The organism is Acidaminococcus sp. AM33-14BH, from assembly GCF_003603525.1.
Lineage (GTDB): Bacteria > Bacillota > Negativicutes > Acidaminococcales > Acidaminococcaceae > Acidaminococcus > Acidaminococcus intestini.
This window is the reverse complement of sequence record NZ_QTNG01000015.1, coordinates 1-16042: the sequence shown is the minus strand read 5'-3', so window position 1 is coordinate 16042 and position 16042 is coordinate 1. Positions and strand designations below refer to the sequence as shown.

General features: G+C 48.2%; 14 protein-coding genes and 1 tRNA gene. 13 read left to right on the top strand and 2 right to left on the bottom strand.

The window, feature by feature from the left end:
• Positions 1–160: 160 nt before the first annotated feature.
• Positions 161–1141, bottom strand: a complete 981-nt coding sequence (locus DW817_RS09725; protein WP_021736716.1) for an alpha/beta hydrolase — start codon at positions 1139–1141, stop codon at positions 161–163.
• A gap of 124 nt (positions 1142–1265) precedes the next feature.
• Here DW817_RS09725 and DW817_RS09720 point away from each other — a divergent pair.
• The 11 genes from DW817_RS09720 (at position 1266) to DW817_RS09665 (ending at position 13770) form a co-directional block, all read left to right on the top strand.
• A tRNA-Gly gene (locus DW817_RS09720) sits at positions 1266–1339 on the top strand.
• An 884-nt stretch (positions 1340–2223) separates the two neighbouring features.
• The gene (gene dnaA, locus DW817_RS09710; RefSeq protein WP_009014987.1) at positions 2224–3600 is read left to right on the top strand and encodes a chromosomal replication initiator protein DnaA; all 1377 of its coding nucleotides are present in this window, start codon (positions 2224–2226) and stop codon (positions 3598–3600) included.
• A 277-nt stretch (positions 3601–3877) separates the two neighbouring features.
• Positions 3878–4996, top strand: coding sequence for a DNA polymerase III subunit beta (gene dnaN / locus DW817_RS09705; RefSeq protein WP_009014986.1), 1119 nt, complete (start codon positions 3878–3880; stop codon positions 4994–4996).
• 5 nt (positions 4997–5001) lie between these two features.
• Positions 5002–6150 (top strand): DNA replication/repair protein RecF, encoded by a 1149-nt coding sequence (recF, locus tag DW817_RS09700; protein ID WP_014127984.1) that lies wholly within the window; start codon positions 5002–5004, stop codon positions 6148–6150.
• Positions 6137–6886 carry a DciA family protein gene (locus tag DW817_RS09695; RefSeq protein WP_009014984.1) on the top strand — a complete coding sequence of 250 codons (750 nt, stop codon included), beginning with the start codon at positions 6137–6139 and terminating at the stop codon, positions 6884–6886. The genes recF and DW817_RS09695 overlap by 14 nt, the downstream gene beginning before the upstream one ends.
• Positions 6846–7073 carry an extracellular matrix regulator RemB gene (gene remB / locus DW817_RS09690; protein WP_014127986.1) on the top strand — a complete coding sequence of 76 codons (228 nt, stop codon included), beginning with the start codon at positions 6846–6848 and terminating at the stop codon, positions 7071–7073. The genes DW817_RS09695 and remB overlap by 41 nt, the downstream gene beginning before the upstream one ends.
• Positions 7074–7098: 25 nt before the next feature.
• Entirely contained in the window at positions 7099–9045 is a 1947-nt protein-coding gene (gyrB, locus tag DW817_RS09685) for a DNA topoisomerase (ATP-hydrolyzing) subunit B (protein ID WP_009014982.1), read from the top strand.
• Positions 9046–9056: 11 nt separating this feature from the next.
• Entirely contained in the window at positions 9057–9746 is a 690-nt protein-coding gene (locus DW817_RS09680; protein WP_009014981.1) for a thiamine diphosphokinase, read from the top strand.
• A 5-nt stretch (positions 9747–9751) separates the two neighbouring features.
• Positions 9752–10516, top strand: coding sequence for a TSUP family transporter (locus DW817_RS09675; protein WP_009014980.1), 765 nt, complete (start codon positions 9752–9754; stop codon positions 10514–10516).
• Positions 10517–10593: 77 nt separating this feature from the next.
• Positions 10594–13122, top strand: a complete 2529-nt coding sequence (gene gyrA / locus DW817_RS09670) for a DNA gyrase subunit A (protein ID WP_022227510.1) — start codon at positions 10594–10596, stop codon at positions 13120–13122.
• 180 nt (positions 13123–13302) lie between these two features.
• Positions 13303–13770: a YbjN domain-containing protein gene (locus DW817_RS09665; RefSeq protein ID WP_009014978.1), complete on the top strand. Its 468-nt coding sequence runs from the start codon at positions 13303–13305 to the stop codon at positions 13768–13770.
• Positions 13771–13800: 30 nt separating this feature from the next.
• Here DW817_RS09665 and DW817_RS09660 read toward each other — a convergent pair whose 3' ends face one another.
• Positions 13801–14511, bottom strand: a complete 711-nt coding sequence (locus tag DW817_RS09660) for a hypothetical protein (RefSeq protein ID WP_120112318.1) — start codon at positions 14509–14511, stop codon at positions 13801–13803.
• 127 nt (positions 14512–14638) lie between these two features.
• Here DW817_RS09660 and DW817_RS09655 point away from each other — a divergent pair, with 127 nt between their 5' ends.
• Together DW817_RS09655 and DW817_RS09650 are read left to right on the top strand one after the other, a co-directional pair.
• On the top strand, positions 14639–15178 hold the full coding sequence (locus DW817_RS09655) for a DUF805 domain-containing protein (protein WP_021736720.1): 540 nt from the start codon (positions 14639–14641) through the stop codon (positions 15176–15178).
• 10 nt (positions 15179–15188) lie between these two features.
• Entirely contained in the window at positions 15189–15620 is a 432-nt protein-coding gene (locus DW817_RS09650) for an acyl-CoA thioesterase (protein ID WP_243634120.1), read from the top strand.
• Positions 15621–16042: the final 422 nt, after the last annotated feature.

Here is a 16042-nt window from a genome sequence, read left to right as displayed (position 1 = left end):
ATTGCGGTTTGACGCTGCTTTTTCCTTTATTTTTTAGGGAGAAGATTCCCCGCACCGCACGATAGACTTTCGTCAACGACTGGAACAACAAAAGAGGCTGTGAGGAAATGAAGGGAATCCAGATACCGTCATTTTTCACAGCCTTTTTTTCTGCCGTCGCTTAGCCTTTGAGATAGCGGTCAAAATAAGCGGTAATCGTTTCAAGTACCTTGGGCTGGATCCAGTAGACGCCGCCATGAGGCGCATGGGGAACTAGATAGCGCTCACTGGGAATCTTCTTTTTCTGGAGGGCTTGAAAAAGGATATCTGTCTGACTGGGCGAAACTACCGTATCGGCCGTGCCATGCATGAGCATCAAAGGAGCCGAGGTCGAAGAAATGTATGTAATGGGATTAGCCCGCTGTGCGGCCTTTTGATCGGCAGAAATACCGCCATCCTTGCCGCCAAAAACACCGCTTCCATTGACCCACAGGGCTTCTGTAGCGCCACTGGAAGCATGAAGGGCCTGTACCTGTTTGGAATAATCAGCCCCAATCCGGGTCAAATCGGAAAGACCATACAGGTCAACAGCACAGGTGATATCACTTTTTTCATGAAGATAATCTCCCTTATCAAATTCCCTGCTGCCGCTGGTCGTTGCCATGAGAGCGGTTAAATAACCACCGGCACTGCCGCCAACGACGCCGACCCGCTGGGGATCAATGCCATACTGGTCTTGATGGGCCCTTAGAAAGCGCAGGGCCGCCTTGATATCTTCCAAAGGAGCAGGGAATTTGACCGTAGGTGCCACACGGTACTCAACCGCGGCCACGACATAGCCCTGTTCTGCCAAATGGTTCACGAGCTGTGGCATGTTGTTCTTATTGGCCGAGATGAAGCCGCCGCCTGGAATGTAAAGAATGAGTGGCTTTTTATCCTTCGTCTCAGGAATGAATAAGTCCATTTTCATCGCTCTGCTAGGATATCCCCGCTGAGGGACCTGCTCATAGACCACGTCAGGAATGGAAGTGATCTTATTTCTCGTAAGCGTGACATCAAGGATCTTGCTGGGTATGGCCTCAGTTGGTTTTACTGCAGCAAACGCATTGCCACTAAAGGAAATAATTCCCAGCAAAAGGGCCAGAATCATTTTATCTTTCATTGGAAAAGCCTCCTTTGAATTTTTTTTCATTATAGCATCAAGTGAACCTTTTGAAATCATCCTAAGATTCCTCTTGCTTTTCCCTTTACAAACACCGCTTTCTTTGGTAAAATAGTGTTGTTATGCGGGCATAGTTCATTGGTAGAATGAAAGCTTCCCAAGCTTTAGAGGTGGGTTCGATTCCCATTGCCCGCTCCACTTCAAAAAATGTGTTGCCGCCAATAGGGCGGCTTTTTTTTACCATTTTAAGAAAAAGAATGCATTTCCCGAACAATTCCCTCCTTTTTCCTTTCATCCACCGGACTTATACACAGGCTGTTTTCAAAAAGCTGTGTATAAGTCCTCTTTTTTCCACAAGGCCCAGCCTTTTTCCACCGTGATTCCTACTTTATCTATTTCAATTTGCCCACGGGGACAGGGCTTGAAAGTTTTCCACAAACTTCTGGGGATAACCGTTAAAAGCTGTGGATAACTGTGTATAAGTCCGGTCTTTTTCTTCTTGCCTGTGGAAAAAGCAGAAAAACCTTATTTTTTATCCACAGACAGAGTAATAGGCATTTCCATAGGAAAATAGGGATGTTTCCTCACATAAAGGGGAAATTTTCCCATTTCCGAACATTAACGATTTATACACAGAAAAGAACCTTTTCTTTTCTCCTTTTCCTTTTCGTTTTCCTCATCTATTATGCGATACAAAATCATCATATAAAAATAGAATATCTTACCAAAATGTTGTTTCTGTCCATTTCACAAAAACGAGGCCCTGACTATCCCTTTTCACCTTCATGTAAATTATATACAAAACATATATTCGGGAACATGCTAAAACCATTGATTTTTTCATACTTTTCCCCAAAGTTATACACACCTGTGGATAACTTTCTGTGCATAAGCTTTTTTCTTGTGCACAAAGTCAGTATTCCCTTGATTTCGGTCTTTTTTATCTTTTTGTTTTACATAACTTAAAAAGTTATCCACATGTCCACAATGTTTTCCACAGGTTGGCAAAGTTCCTCCCCAAAGTTCACCCCGAATATGCTATAATATGGATTCGAGAAAATGATGATAAAGGTGGTTTACTTATGGAGAATGACGTCCTTTCTTCCTTATGGGAGACCCTTCTAAATGGGGATCAGTCTATTCCTAAGATGTCGGGATGCAAAAAATGGCTTTCTCAGGCCGTTCCGCGTTCCCTTACAGAAGATACGCTGCTCCTTGACGTAATGAATGATTTCACCAAAGAGTGGATCATAAATAATTATAAAGAGCCTATTGAGGCATTCCTTAAAAGTCAGTTCAATCGGCCCATGACCCTTGATGTAGAGATTCGTCCTGACCTGGCAAATAAAGAAGAGGATCTTTTTCCTGGCCACGGGGCTGCAGCACCCAAAGCAAAGGAGCCCCTCATTCCCAAAAAGGGACCGCGTCAGGATTTTTCTTCCAACCTGTCTCCTAAATACGTCTTTGAAAACTTCGTCATCGGCAATTCCAATCGCTTTGCCCATGCCGCTTCAAAAGCCGTTGCCGAAGCGCCGGCCAAGGTCTATAACCCGCTTTTTCTTTACAGCGATTCAGGACTTGGCAAGACGCACCTCATGAATGCCATAGGCAACAAGATTCACCAGGACCATCCGGAAATGAAGATCCTTTATACATCCAGTGAGACTTTCACCAATGAACTGATCAATTCCATCCAGAACAATGCAACAGAAGCCTTTCGCAATAAATACCGCAACATCGATGTCCTGCTCATTGACGATATCCAGTTTTTGAGAAAAAAGGAATCGACGCAGGAAGAATTCTTCCATACCTTCGAAACACTCTACAAAGCAGAAAAACAGATCATCATTTCCAGTGACCGCAAACCATCGGAACTGGATACACTGGAAGAGCGCCTCAAAAGCCGATTTACGTGGGGACTTATTGCGGATATCCAGCCGCCGGACCTTGAAACGAGGATTGCCATCTTGAAGAACATGGCCCTCAAGGATCATATCAGCGTACCAGACAGCGTAACAAACCTAATTGCCAGCAATATTTCCACCAACATCCGGGAACTGGAAGGCGCCTATACCAAGGTTCGAGCCTATTCTCAATTTTCCAATGAACCCATTACGGAAGAACTTGCCATCGAAGCCCTCAAGGATCTCAATCTAACACCGGTTTCAAGGACTATTACCATTGAAGCCATCCAGCAGTACATTGCATCGTATTACAACATCACCTTGAATGACCTGCTTTCCAAGAAACGAACAGCTAATATCACCCTGCCCCGTCAGATTGGTATGTATCTGGCACGAACCCTGACGGACCTTTCCCTACCCCGTATTGGCGAATCCTTTGGCGGCCGTGACCACACAACAGTCCTTCACGCCTGTGACAAGATTCTTTCCAAGAGCAAGGAAAAGACCGAATTTGCCAAGGAAATCGAAAAGCATATCACTCATCTGAAAGGCTGATCTTTTTAATTTCCTTCAATTAATAATCATCCACAGAATTATGCACAGGTCGTGGATAACTTTGTGGAAAAACTGTGGATGAATCTGTTTATAACTTCTTTTCCCCAAAATCCTGTGGACTTGTGGATAGCCATCAACAACTTTCCCACACCTTTATCAACAGCGAAATAGACGGCCACATCAAGGATTTCAGGATTTTTGAACAAATTCACAGCCCCTACTACTAAGGCGGCTATCTTTTAATATTTTAGAGTTCTCACTTAAAGGAGGTTTTCTCATGCAGTTTTCCTGTGAAAGTGCCCAGCTTGCCAAAGCTGTCAATACCGTTAAAAAAGCAATTTCCTCAAGCCCCAACGCACCTATTTTTTCTGGTATCCATATGAGCCTAAACGGCAACACTTTGGAACTTGTTGCTATGGATGTCAACTTCAGCATGAAAAAGGTTTTGGAAGTCAATGGCAATGAAGACGGAGTCATCCTTGTTCCTGCACAATCCTTAGGGGATCTTTTGGCCAAGTTTTCTACGGACATTCTCACGTTGACCCAAAAAGAAGGCACCCAGGAACTGACGCTTACTAGTGAAACGGGTACTTATCATATTCCCCTGATTGGAAGTGACGATTATCCGTCTTTTCCTGAATTTGAAGGAGAACGGATCCTGACCTTGCCCGAAGATCTGCTGGGACAGCTCATCCGTCAAACCGTCTATGCTTGTTCTACTGATGAATCACGGCCTCTTTTTACGGGCGTCTTCATGGAGAAAAAAGGGCAGCACATCACTTGTGTCGGAACCAATACACATCGTCTGGCCATCAAGTCGGCTGATCCAGAAACGGCTGACGACAGCGAGTATTCCCTGCTCATTCCGGCCCGCGTCCTTAAGGAAATTGCCAATAACCTGACTGGGGAGCTGCCGGAAGATGTAGCCATCATCCAAAAAGACAGCAAGATCTTGGTCCGTATGGGAAGCCTCAGCCTTGTATCTAGTCTCATCGAAGGAACTTTTCCTGATTATTCAAGACCGATTCCTCCGTCTTTCAAGAATCGGTCGGTTCTCAATCGCCAGGATCTGGAACGGGCCATTCAGCGAGTTTCCCTTTTTGCACAAGGGGAATACAACATCATCCGTCTCAACATCGAAGCCGATCGGGTGATCCTTTCCAGTGCAGCCAGCGACCGCGGGCAAGGCATGGAAATCATGGAAGGCGTAACGACAGGAGAAGAACTGCCGCTCAATATTGCCTTTAACTCCAAGTATCTGATGGATTTCTGCAAGAACATTTCCTGTGATCAAGTGGTCCTTGAAACCAATTCCTCCCTTTCACCTGCCCGTATGATGCCCGTTGATGATCCTTCCTACACCTATATCATTACGCCTGTGCGCGTAATTTTCTAAGCAGCATGAGACTTTCGTCACTGCGTCTCCATCATTTTCGCAATTATGGGGACCTTACGATGAACCTATCCCATGACTTGACGGTCATCTATGGCCGCAATGCCCAAGGCAAGACCAATCTTTTGGAGGGGCTCTATTATGCGGCGATGGGGTTTTCGTTTCGCAGCCGTCATGATGAGGAATTGGTGAAATTTGGTGAGACTGATTGTGCGGCAGAAGTGACTTACTGTGACCGCTATGGGGAAAATCGGCTCCTTGTCAAACGGATCCAGGAAGGGAAAAGGACCCGCAAACAGGCCCAACGAAATGGTACTCCCATTTCTCCAAAGGAGCACTATGGTTCTTTGAATCTGGTTCTTTTCACGCCGGATGATCTGCAGCTTGTCAAGGGGGACCCTTCCCTGCGGCGACGTTTCCTCGATATGGAAATTGCCCAGACAAGCCGGTTTTACTATGAAGCCCTGCAAAATTACAATCGAGTCCTGCAGCAGCGAAATCGTTTCCTGCGCCATTGCCGCGACCAGGAAAAATTGGATGAAGGTCAGCTTTTTGTATGGGATGAAGCGCTCTCTCGAAGTGCCGCGGTCATCGTATTCGAACGGCTGAAAGCCATGGAAGAAATTGAACGGGCTGCAGGGCTTGTCTATGGAACCATTACTCAGGACCGTGAGAAGATGACCCTATCCTATCTGCAGAAACGGTCGGATGGGGAGGGGGTTCCTCCCAAGGGGCTTTCTCTTTCTGAGTGGCAGGCATTTTACCAAGAAGAACTGAAAAAGCGGCATCGTCTTGATTACGTGAGGGGATATACCAGTATGGGACCGCATCGGGATGATCTCGAAATCCTGCAGGAGGGCCGGCCCCTGCGTTCCTTTGGGTCCCAAGGTCAGCAGCGGACAGCGGCCCTGGCACTTAAACTTTCGGAACTGGAATTCATTTTTCACAGCAAGGAAGAGTATCCTATCCTGCTTCTTGACGATGTGCTCAGTGAGCTTGACGAAGGGCGCCGCCGCATGCTCCTTGATGGCATGGGCGGTAAGGTTCAGACCCTTCTCACGGTCAATGACCGCGCCTTGGCCCGTTCCAGTGGTGATGTGGTCTTTTACGAAGTTCGTTCCGGCTGGGTGGAGGAAGATGCTCATGAAGGACATTGATTGTTTGATTATGGCAGCGCTCAAGACGGATCTTGCCAAGGAAAAATATGTTCTTTACCGGCTTCGAAAAGACTGGGCGTTGATCGTTGGGGAGGCGGCAGCCCGTCATTCCCAGCCTTACCGCCTTCAGCACGCAACCCTGTTTATTCATACGGATAACCCTAGTTGGTCCCATAATTTCCTGACCATGCAGGGCAAGCTGCTTGCTGCGATTGGTAAGGCCCTGCCACGAAAAAATGGACGCCGTCTTGTTTCTGTGAAGGTCCTGAAGATGTTCCATGGAGTGTTGGAAGAAGCTCCAGAAGCAAAGGAAAATGAGCGGCCTTTCATGCCTCACCTTGACGCGGCGCGGCGCTGTCCCTGCTGCGGCGTACCTTTGATCGAAGGCGAAACCATCTGCAGCGCCTGTCGGCGCAAAAGAGCCGAAGCGACCCGTCAAAAGATCCATCAGGTTCTAAAAAAAACGCCTTGGATTTCCTACGAAGATTGTCGCCATGCTGTTGAGTGTGATAAAATGACATTTACTGACGTCAAATCCCTTTTGGGGGAATGGGCCATGGGAAAGGCCCTGGATCCCCAGGCCAAGTCCGTTGATAAGGCTTTTGCCGTCATGCTGACCCGCTCCCTTTCTCCGGAACAGCTGTCAGATGAACGAATCGACGCCATCATCGAAAAAGAAAGGAGCCGTCGGACCTATGTACCTGCATCTGGGAAACAACTACGTTATAAAAAATAGCGAAATCATCGGCATCTTTGATATTCGCAACAAGCGGACGAATCTTTATCGGCTGTTTTTGAAACCGCAGCTGGGTACGTCCAAGGTCCTTGATCTGACCGATGCCTATCCGCCGGCGAGCTGCATTGTTACGAGCGATAAGATCATCCTTTCCGGTATTTCGAGCAAGACGCTCATGAATCGTTAACAGAAACACAATTTGGGAGGTTTCCATGACTGAAAAAGACAATGAGAAAACGATAGAAGAGGAAATCGCCGTCCACGGTGAATATGGGGCAGAGCAGATCCAAGTCCTGGAGGGCCTCGAAGCCGTTCGCAAACGGCCAAGCATGTATATCGGCAGTATCAGTGCCCGTGGGCTCCATCATTTGGTTTATGAAGTCATCGATAACTCTATCGATGAGGCCCTGGCCGGTTACTGTGACCATATCCTTGTTGAAATCGGAGAAGATAACAGCATCACCGTCGTCGATAATGGGCGCGGGATTCCTGTTGAAATGCATAAGATCGGCAAACCGGCCATTGAAGTTGTTATGACCATCCTGCACGCTGGCGGTAAATTTGGCGATGGCGGTTATAAGGTCTCCGGCGGTCTTCATGGAGTTGGTGTTTCCTGTGTCAACGCTTTGAGCCGACGCATGGAAGTCGAGGTCAAAAAAGACGGCAAGATTTATGGCATTGAGTTCAGTAAGGGTAAGACCGTTCGTCCTCTTTATGTAAAAGGGGAATGTGATGCCAAGGATACGGGAACAAGCGTCCATTTCTGGCCTGATGACACGATCTTTACGGAAACGGTCTACAGCTATGAAACGCTGAAGCATCGTATCCGGGAGCTGGCCTTTCTCAATAAGGGCGTCAAGATTGAACTGAAGGATGATCGTTCCGGTGCCGATGAAATCTTCCACTACGAAGGCGGAATCATTTCTTTTGTTGAATATATCAACAAGGGCAAGGAAGCCATCTTCAATACGCCGATCTATGTAGAAGGGGAACGGCAGGACACCATCGTGGAAGTGGCCATGCAGTATACGGATGCCTACACAGAAAATATCTATACCTTCGTCAATAATATCAATACAGAAGAAGGTGGGACTCATCTGGCCGGTCTGAAACAGGCCTTGACGAGAAGCATCAACGATTATGCCCGCAAGAACGGTCTCTTAAAGGACAGCGAGGAAAACCTTTCCGGTGATGACGTCCGCGAAGGCCTGACCTGTGTCCTCAGCTTGAAAGTCCGGGAACCGCAGTTTGAAGGGCAGACAAAGACCAAGCTTGGCAACAGCGAAGTCCGCGGAATCGTTGACAATATGGTGAGCGATGCCCTCAATGAGTACTTTGAGGAAAATGCACCGACGGCGAAGAAAATTGTAGAAAAGGCCATTCTCTCAAGCCGTGCCCGAGCGGCTGCCCGCAAGGCCCGTGATCTGACACGGCGCAAGAGCGCGCTGGAAGTAAGCTCCCTGCCGGGGAAACTGGCGGACTGTTCCAGTAAGAATGCGGAAGAAACGGAAATCTACATCGTCGAAGGGGACTCCGCTGGCGGCAGCGCCAAACAGGGCCGTGACCGTGCCTTCCAGGCCATCCTGCCCCTGCGCGGCAAAATCCTCAACGTGGAGAAGGCCCGCCTGGACAAGATGCTGAACAACAATGAAATCCGCTCCATGATCACGGCCTTTGGCTGCGGGATTGGCGATGAATTCGATCTCAGTAAAATCCGTTACGGCAAGATCATCATCATGACCGATGCTGATGTCGATGGGGCCCACATCAGGACGCTGCTCTTGACGTTCTTCTACCGATACATGCAGCCCCTCATCCGAAATGGCAATGTTTTTATTGCCCAGCCGCCCCTTTATCTCATTCGTACGGGCAAGAACCACACGTATGCTTACAGTGACGATGAACTGCAAAAGAAACTTGACGAGGTGGGCCGTCAGAACAATCCTTATGTCCAGCGTTACAAAGGGCTTGGCGAAATGAACCCGGAACAGCTCTGGGAAACGACCATGGATCCTTCCAAGCGGACGGTACTGCAGGTCCATCTGGAGGATGCCGCTTCAGCGGATTCTGTCTTTTCCGTCTTGATGGGCGATAAAGTAGAACCGCGCCGCCAGTTCATTGAGGAAAATGCTGGTAAAGTAACGAATCTGGACTTCTAAGGAGGATTTCCATGGAGCTGCTGCTGCCGCAGGGAAAGCTGATCCTTTCGCGGGGAAAATTGCCCCTTGCCGGCCTTGTTGCAGGCGGTCGGGGTCCTGATCCCAATTGGCTTCTTGCTGCTATGAGAGACCTGCCCCTTTATGGAGCTGATAAAGGCGTCGAGTATTGTGTTCGGGCTGGGCTCTATCCCGTCCTTGCCTGTGGGGACAGGGACAGCGGTCACGCTGGAAGCTGGGAAAAAATCAAGGCGCATGGGACCAAGGTAATGACTTATTTGGTGAATAAGGATGCGACGGATCTTTCCCTACTCCTAAAGGAAATGCCCCCTGTAGGGACGCTGCTGGCAAGCGGCGTCTGGGGGGGACGGGCCGATCACCTTTATGCGAATTTCCTGACCCTTCTCCAGTATCAGAAAAGGACAAAGACCCCCGTCGTACTCCTTGATGAATGGGAGATGCTTGTTTTTTTGGAAAAGGGCGATCGTTTGAGTTTTGAGGCCCAAAAGCTCCCTAAGGCACTTAGTTTGCTGCCTTTCAGCCCCGTCTGTGAGGTTTCTATTGACGGTGTTCGCTGGCCCCTTGAACATGACGTGATCTCCAGCGAAAATCCTTATGCCGTGAGCAACAAGATGGCTGGCAGGAAAACACAAGCTTCGTGTCATGCTGGCATTGCAGGTTTTTATCTGACGTATAAGGAGTAGGAACCATGATTGAATTTTCTTGGGTCCATTTAGGATTCCTCATGCTCGCCGGCTTTGTCGGCTCCTTCATCGATGCCATTGTAGGCGGCGGCGGACTGATCACTCTGCCGGCCTGGATGGCGACTGGCCTTCCTATGGCGTATGCCCTAGGTTCCAACAAAATGGCTTCCGTTGTCGGGGCCATTACGAGCTTCACCACTTTTATGCGAAGCGGACGCGTGGATCGCAGGATGCTGCGCTATATGCCTCTTTCCGTCATTGGTTCTGTCCTTGGGGCTGTGATTGCCAGCTCCCTTCCGGAAATGCTCCTGCGCTATATTGTTATTGCTGCCCTCGTCATTGTAGCCCTCTACACCTTTTTTAAGAAGGAGTGGGGTGGCGCTGACCAGATAGCGTCCTTCTCCACGAAGGACCTTGCGGGAATTCTTTTCATGATTCTCTTTTTGGGCGCCTATGATGGATTTTTTGGACCGGGGACAGGAACCTTCCTGATTTTTGGTTTTCTTTATTTCGGCTACAATTTTGTGACAGCAGCCGGCAACGCCAAGGCCATGAATCTTGCGAGCAATTTAGGTGGGATTGCGGCTTTTCTCTTTCTAGGCAAGGTCTATTTCATCTATGCCATTCCCATGGCCCTTTGTGAGATCATTGGTGCCCATCTGGGGGCAAAGATTGCCATCAGCCGCGGTGTTGGTTTTATCAGGACCCTTTACCTTATCGTAACGGTCCTCCTCATTGGCAAACAGGTTTATGAGGTATTTTTGAGATAAGATGCCCTGTCAGTCAGTCCTGACAGGTATGGATAGATTGCAAGGACGGCCTTCCAAGGGGAAGGCCGCAAGAAAGGATGCGTGACAACGTGGACGATCAGCAAAATGAAGGTCAAACCATCACAGCTGGCAAAGTCATTCCGGTCTACGTCGAAGAGGAAATGCAGAAATCCTATATCGACTATGCCATGAGTGTCATTGTGCAGCGCGCCCTGCCCGATGTGCGGGACGGCCTGAAACCGGTACATCGGCGGATCCTATATGCCATGAATGAAGCCGGCATGCTTCCCAACAAGGCTTACAAGAAATCGGCCCGTATTGTCGGTGACGTCCTTGGTAAGTATCATCCCCATGGGGATTCTTCTGTTTATGACGCCATCGTGCGACTTGCACAGGATTTTTCGACCCGCTACCTCATGGTGGATGGACATGGGAACTTTGGTTCCATCGATGGGGATCCTCCGGCTGCTATGCGTTATACAGAAGTCCGTATGGGCAAGATTGCCGTGGAGATGCTTCGCGACATTGAAAAGGATACGGTCGATTTCATCCCGAACTATGATGAATCTTTGAAGGAGCCGACAGTCCTGCCTTCGAAGGTTCCAGCCCTTTTGATCAATGGTTCTGCTGGTATTGCCGTTGGGATGGCAACGAACATTCCGCCCCACAACCTTGGGGAAGTCGTGGATGCCTTGGTCATGCTTATCGATCATCCAGATGCAACCATCGAAGATCTTATGGGCGCCATCAAGGGACCGGACTTTCCAACAGGAGCCCAAATCCTTGGTGTCAGCGGTATTCGTCAGGCCTATACGACGGGCCGCGGGGTTGTCAAGGTCCGTGCCAAGGCTCATGTAGAGCCTATGCCCAAAAACAAGAACCGTATCGTCGTGACCGAGATTCCTTATCAGGTCAATAAAGCCCGCCTCATTGAGAGTATTGCTCATTTGGTGCAGGATAAGACCTTGGAAGGCATTACGGACCTGCGCGATGAATCGGACCGGAAGGGTATGCGTATCGTGATTGAACTGCGCAGTGACATCATTCCGGAAATCATGCTCAATAAGCTCTATAAGCACACGCAGATGCAGGAATCCTTCGGAATCATCCAGCTGGCACTCGTCAAAGGTCATCCACGGATCTTGAATCTCAAGGAAATCCTCGTCTACTACTTGGAGCACCAAAAAGAAGTCATTACCCGCAAGACGCGGTATGAACTCAATAAAGCCAAGGAAAGGGCCCATATCCTGGCCGGACTCAAGATTGCCCTCGATCATCTTGATGAGGTTATTGCGACCATCCGCAGCAGTGCAACGGCCGAGATTGCCCGGGCTTCCTTGATTTCAAAGTTTGGCCTCAGCGAGAAACAGGCCCAGGCTATCCTGGATATGCGTCTCCAGCGCCTCACAGGTCTGGAACGCAAGAAAATCGAAGATGAATACACGGAAGTCATGGCGACCATTGCCTATCTCGAAAGTGTCCTTGCCGATGAGCATAAGATCATGGGGATTGCCAAGGATGATTTTCTTGATGTGAAGAAACGCTTCGGTGATCCCCGCCGCACCTCCATTGTGCCCGATGCTGGTGAAATTGATGCGGAAGATCTTATTGCCGAGGAAGATATTGTCATCACCATCAGCCACCAGAGCTATATCAAGCGTCAGGCTCTGACGAATTTCCGCAATCAGAACCGCGGCGGCCGAGGCGTCAAGGCGGGCAGCGGAAAAATTGTGAAAGAAGACAACAAAGTAACTGGCGACTTTTCTGAACATCTCCTCTTGGCCTCGACCCATGACAACATCCTCTTCTTTACGAACCAAGGACGTGTCTATCGTCAGAAAGGCTATGAAATTCCAGAAGCGGGCCGTCAGGCCAAGGGCACCTTTATCCGGAACCTCCTGCCCCTTGTGGAAAATGAGAAAATCACCGCGATTATTGCCGTTAAGACGGGAATCAGTGAAGATGAGAACAAATTCCTCTTTATGGCAACCAATAAGGGTGTCATAAAGAAGACAAGCGTCAGTGAATTCAAGACGGCACGTCGGGCAGGCCTTATTGCCATTAACCTGGATGATGATGAAGACCTCATCGATGTCAAGCTCACAAGCGGTCATCATGATATCCTGCTTGCTACGCGCGACGGCTATGCCATCCGCTTCAACGAATCTGATGTCCGTCCTATGGGACGCACAGCCCATGGCGTCCGCGGCATCACCTTGCGGCATCACGACGTATTGGTTTCCATGGATTCTTGTGAAGGTGATTCAGGAGAAGTCCTGACTGTCACGGAAGGGGGGCTGGGCAAGCGAACCGATATTTCCGAGTACCGGCTTCAGACACGCGGCGGAAAGGGCATCATTAACCTGAAGGTGACCAATAAGACGGGTGACATCGTCGGATCGAAACTCGTGAACGACCATCACGATATTCTCCTCATTTCCGCAGCCGGTATCATCATCCGCATGAAAGCCTCCGACATTTCAAGCTACAGTCGCAATGCTCAAGGAGTCAAGATGATGGATCTTGAAAAAGGAGACAAGGTCGCAGCCCTTGCCATTGTGGATACGGTCAGCGATGAAGAAAAGGAAACGGAGAACGCAAAATAATCCACAATTTCTGTGGATGGATTGTGGATAAGTTCCTCATCGTAGGGGTAGGAACAGATACCTACCCCTATATATAGGGGGGACTCCCTAGGGTTATCCACAGATTTTGTGGATAAGTCTTCTATTTTTGTGGAAAACTTGTGTATATCTTTGTGCATAACATAGCGAGGTCGTGGAAAAATGGCAAATGCAAAAGCAGAGGCTTTTAAAAAATTCATTGAAAGTAAGGACAGCGGTGCTTTTGGTGTGGAAGAAATTCCCAAGGATGAGCTCCATACGGTTCTCTTCCATTCCCGGCTCAAAGCAGGGAACGTGGAATATCCATTCATTGTCACCGTGGATGACAGCGTTTTCGTAACGCTTCGAGTCCTCCTTGACCAGGCTGTTGTCAAAGGAGAAAAGCGGGCAGCTGTTTTGGAAGAAATGAATCGCCTCAACCATACGTATAAATCTTTTAAACACTATGTTGACCAAGGGGGCAGTATGGTCCTGGATGCCTGTCTCATCATGCCGGAAAAAATGGAGGGATCCCTGATCTACAACATGCTGACTATGATGATGGAGCATTTGGAACATGTTGGGGACGGCATCCGGAAAGCAGCCGGTATCAAAACGCCTGAAGGGCCGGGACTTTCCATTGTAAAATAAGAAAAAAAGAGATGTGAAGAACGATCATCTTCACATCTCTTTTTTCTCATAATGTTTTTTGACAGCGTCACCGATATACTCCCCGTATGTATCGGTCTTGCGGCTCCAACGATCCTTGGTGGCTGCATGGCTCGTCATGTAGCCTGACGTGTCAAAGTTTGAAAGGTATTTGGTTTCTGCCGTTTCTTTTCTAAGGTCATATTCAGTCAGGGAAAGAAGTACTTTTGTTCCTGCCACGCTGCGGCGTAACTCCGTCTTTTCCCAGACTTCATAGCGTTCCGTTCCTGTTTTTCGAATGCTTTTTGAATTGATCCATTTCCTACCCAAGCGGGGAATGGTCTTAACGAACGTCCAGGGACCGTTTAGCTGTGCATAATCTCGATAATACCTGGCGTGGGTCATTGTTGGTGTAAGGGCCGAAAGCGGTTGCCATGGACCGATTTTTCGGGTTCCTTTCCCTTTCTTTCCTGACGGCGTGACCGTAAATTTGCTCCGTGTGCGCCACTGTTTCAGGTGGAAGTCGTATTCATTGTGCATGACGGTTCCTGATATACTGCTATCTTTTGGCTGCCAGCGTTCGTAGACGCGGACGGTACGATCCTTATCAAGGAGTTTTAGGGACTCGACATGGAAGGAGAGGGTCCCCCTTTCATCCTTTTGAAGGACGCTCCAACGAGCCTCCGCAGGAAAGGTAACCCCTAAAATCAGGCAAAGGGCTGTACAGGCCATCAAATGCTTCATGGCGCACCTCCTTATGGTGATGGTTCCATTATAGCATGGAAAAAGGGGAAAACGCTAAAAGGAAGACGACAATCTGTGTTATAATCTTTCGCAAGGGAGCATTTTTCCCAAGAAGAAAAAGGAGCGAATGACCGTGGAATGTCCATATTGTCACGAAATGATAGAAGAAACGGCGCAGTATTGTCCCCATTGCGGCAAAGCCGTGATAAAAAGTAAAGCTGAGGTCACCCCTGAAAAAGAAAAAGAAAACCTTTCCATGGCGGAAGAAGGGAAAAAAAGTCAATTTCAGCAGGAAAAGGCACCTAAAAGTGCAGTTTCCTACATCAAGGAAAACATTCCGAATACAGAAAACTGGCAGGAAATGTATCTATCCACGAAAGGAAGGATTTCTCGCAGCACCTTTTTTGTTCGCTGGCTGCTCCTGCTTGTGACGGTAGGCATCATTTCCGTTGTCTTTTCCTTCGTTCCTCCCGTGGCGGCAGCTTTTTCCCTCATTGGACTGATCATGCAGATTACCTTGGGGGTACGCCGTCTCCATGACCTAGGCCACAGCGGCCTTTGGGCCATTATCTTTTGTATTCCTGTTCTTTATTTTGTGATTCTCCTAGCCCTCTTCTTCATGAAAGGAGACGCAGGGGATAATGCCTATGGGCCTAAAACTAAATAAGGAGATTGCCATGAATCAGACTTTATCGACCTATCATGTGATCATGCCCAAAGACCTCAATCCCAGGGGGACCCTATTTGCGGGAAGCTGTGCGAATTTTATGATTGAAGGCGGTTTTTTGACGGCTGAAGCATTTTTAGGTCATCCCCATATGGTCTTTTTTGGAATGAATGGAATGAAATTTGTCAAGTCAGTGGAAAAAGGAGAAACGGTGAGCGTCACAGGCACCGTGGTCGATGCGGGAAAAACCAGCCTCGGCGTTTTTGTCACAGTTCGTTTCCTTCATACCAAAGAGCTTGCGGCCCAATCCTATCTAACTTTTGTTTCTATCGATGAAAACACGCGGCGTCCCGTGCCTCATGGGGCAAAGCTGGATAATCTGACAGAAGAAATGAAGGCGCATCAGATGACGTATCGGAAGCTGACGGCCATTCGGGAATAACCTTATTTGCCTGGTTTAAGAAGGCTAAAGGTATGAATGGACCAACAATTCTGCCCTGGCAAGAGAAATGAGCGTGACTCATAAAAAAATCCCATATCTCAGACGTGCTCGAAGAACACTGCTATCTCAAGATATGGAAAAAAAGGAAAGAAGAAAATCAATATATAGTACATGTAAAGAAAATTACAAAAAAAGAAAAAAAGTGCTTGCAATTTATGGGAAAATCCTGTATAGTATCTATCTGTCAGCGGTGAGGCAAACGCCCCACGATGACGCAGGACACAGGAAAACGAGCCAATGCTTCATGGATTTCAAAAAAGAAATTCAAAAAAGTTATTGACAAGAACTTCATCCTGTGATATGATATACAAGCTGTCACCGATGAGGATGACAGCGAGGAACGAACCTTGAGAACTGAATAT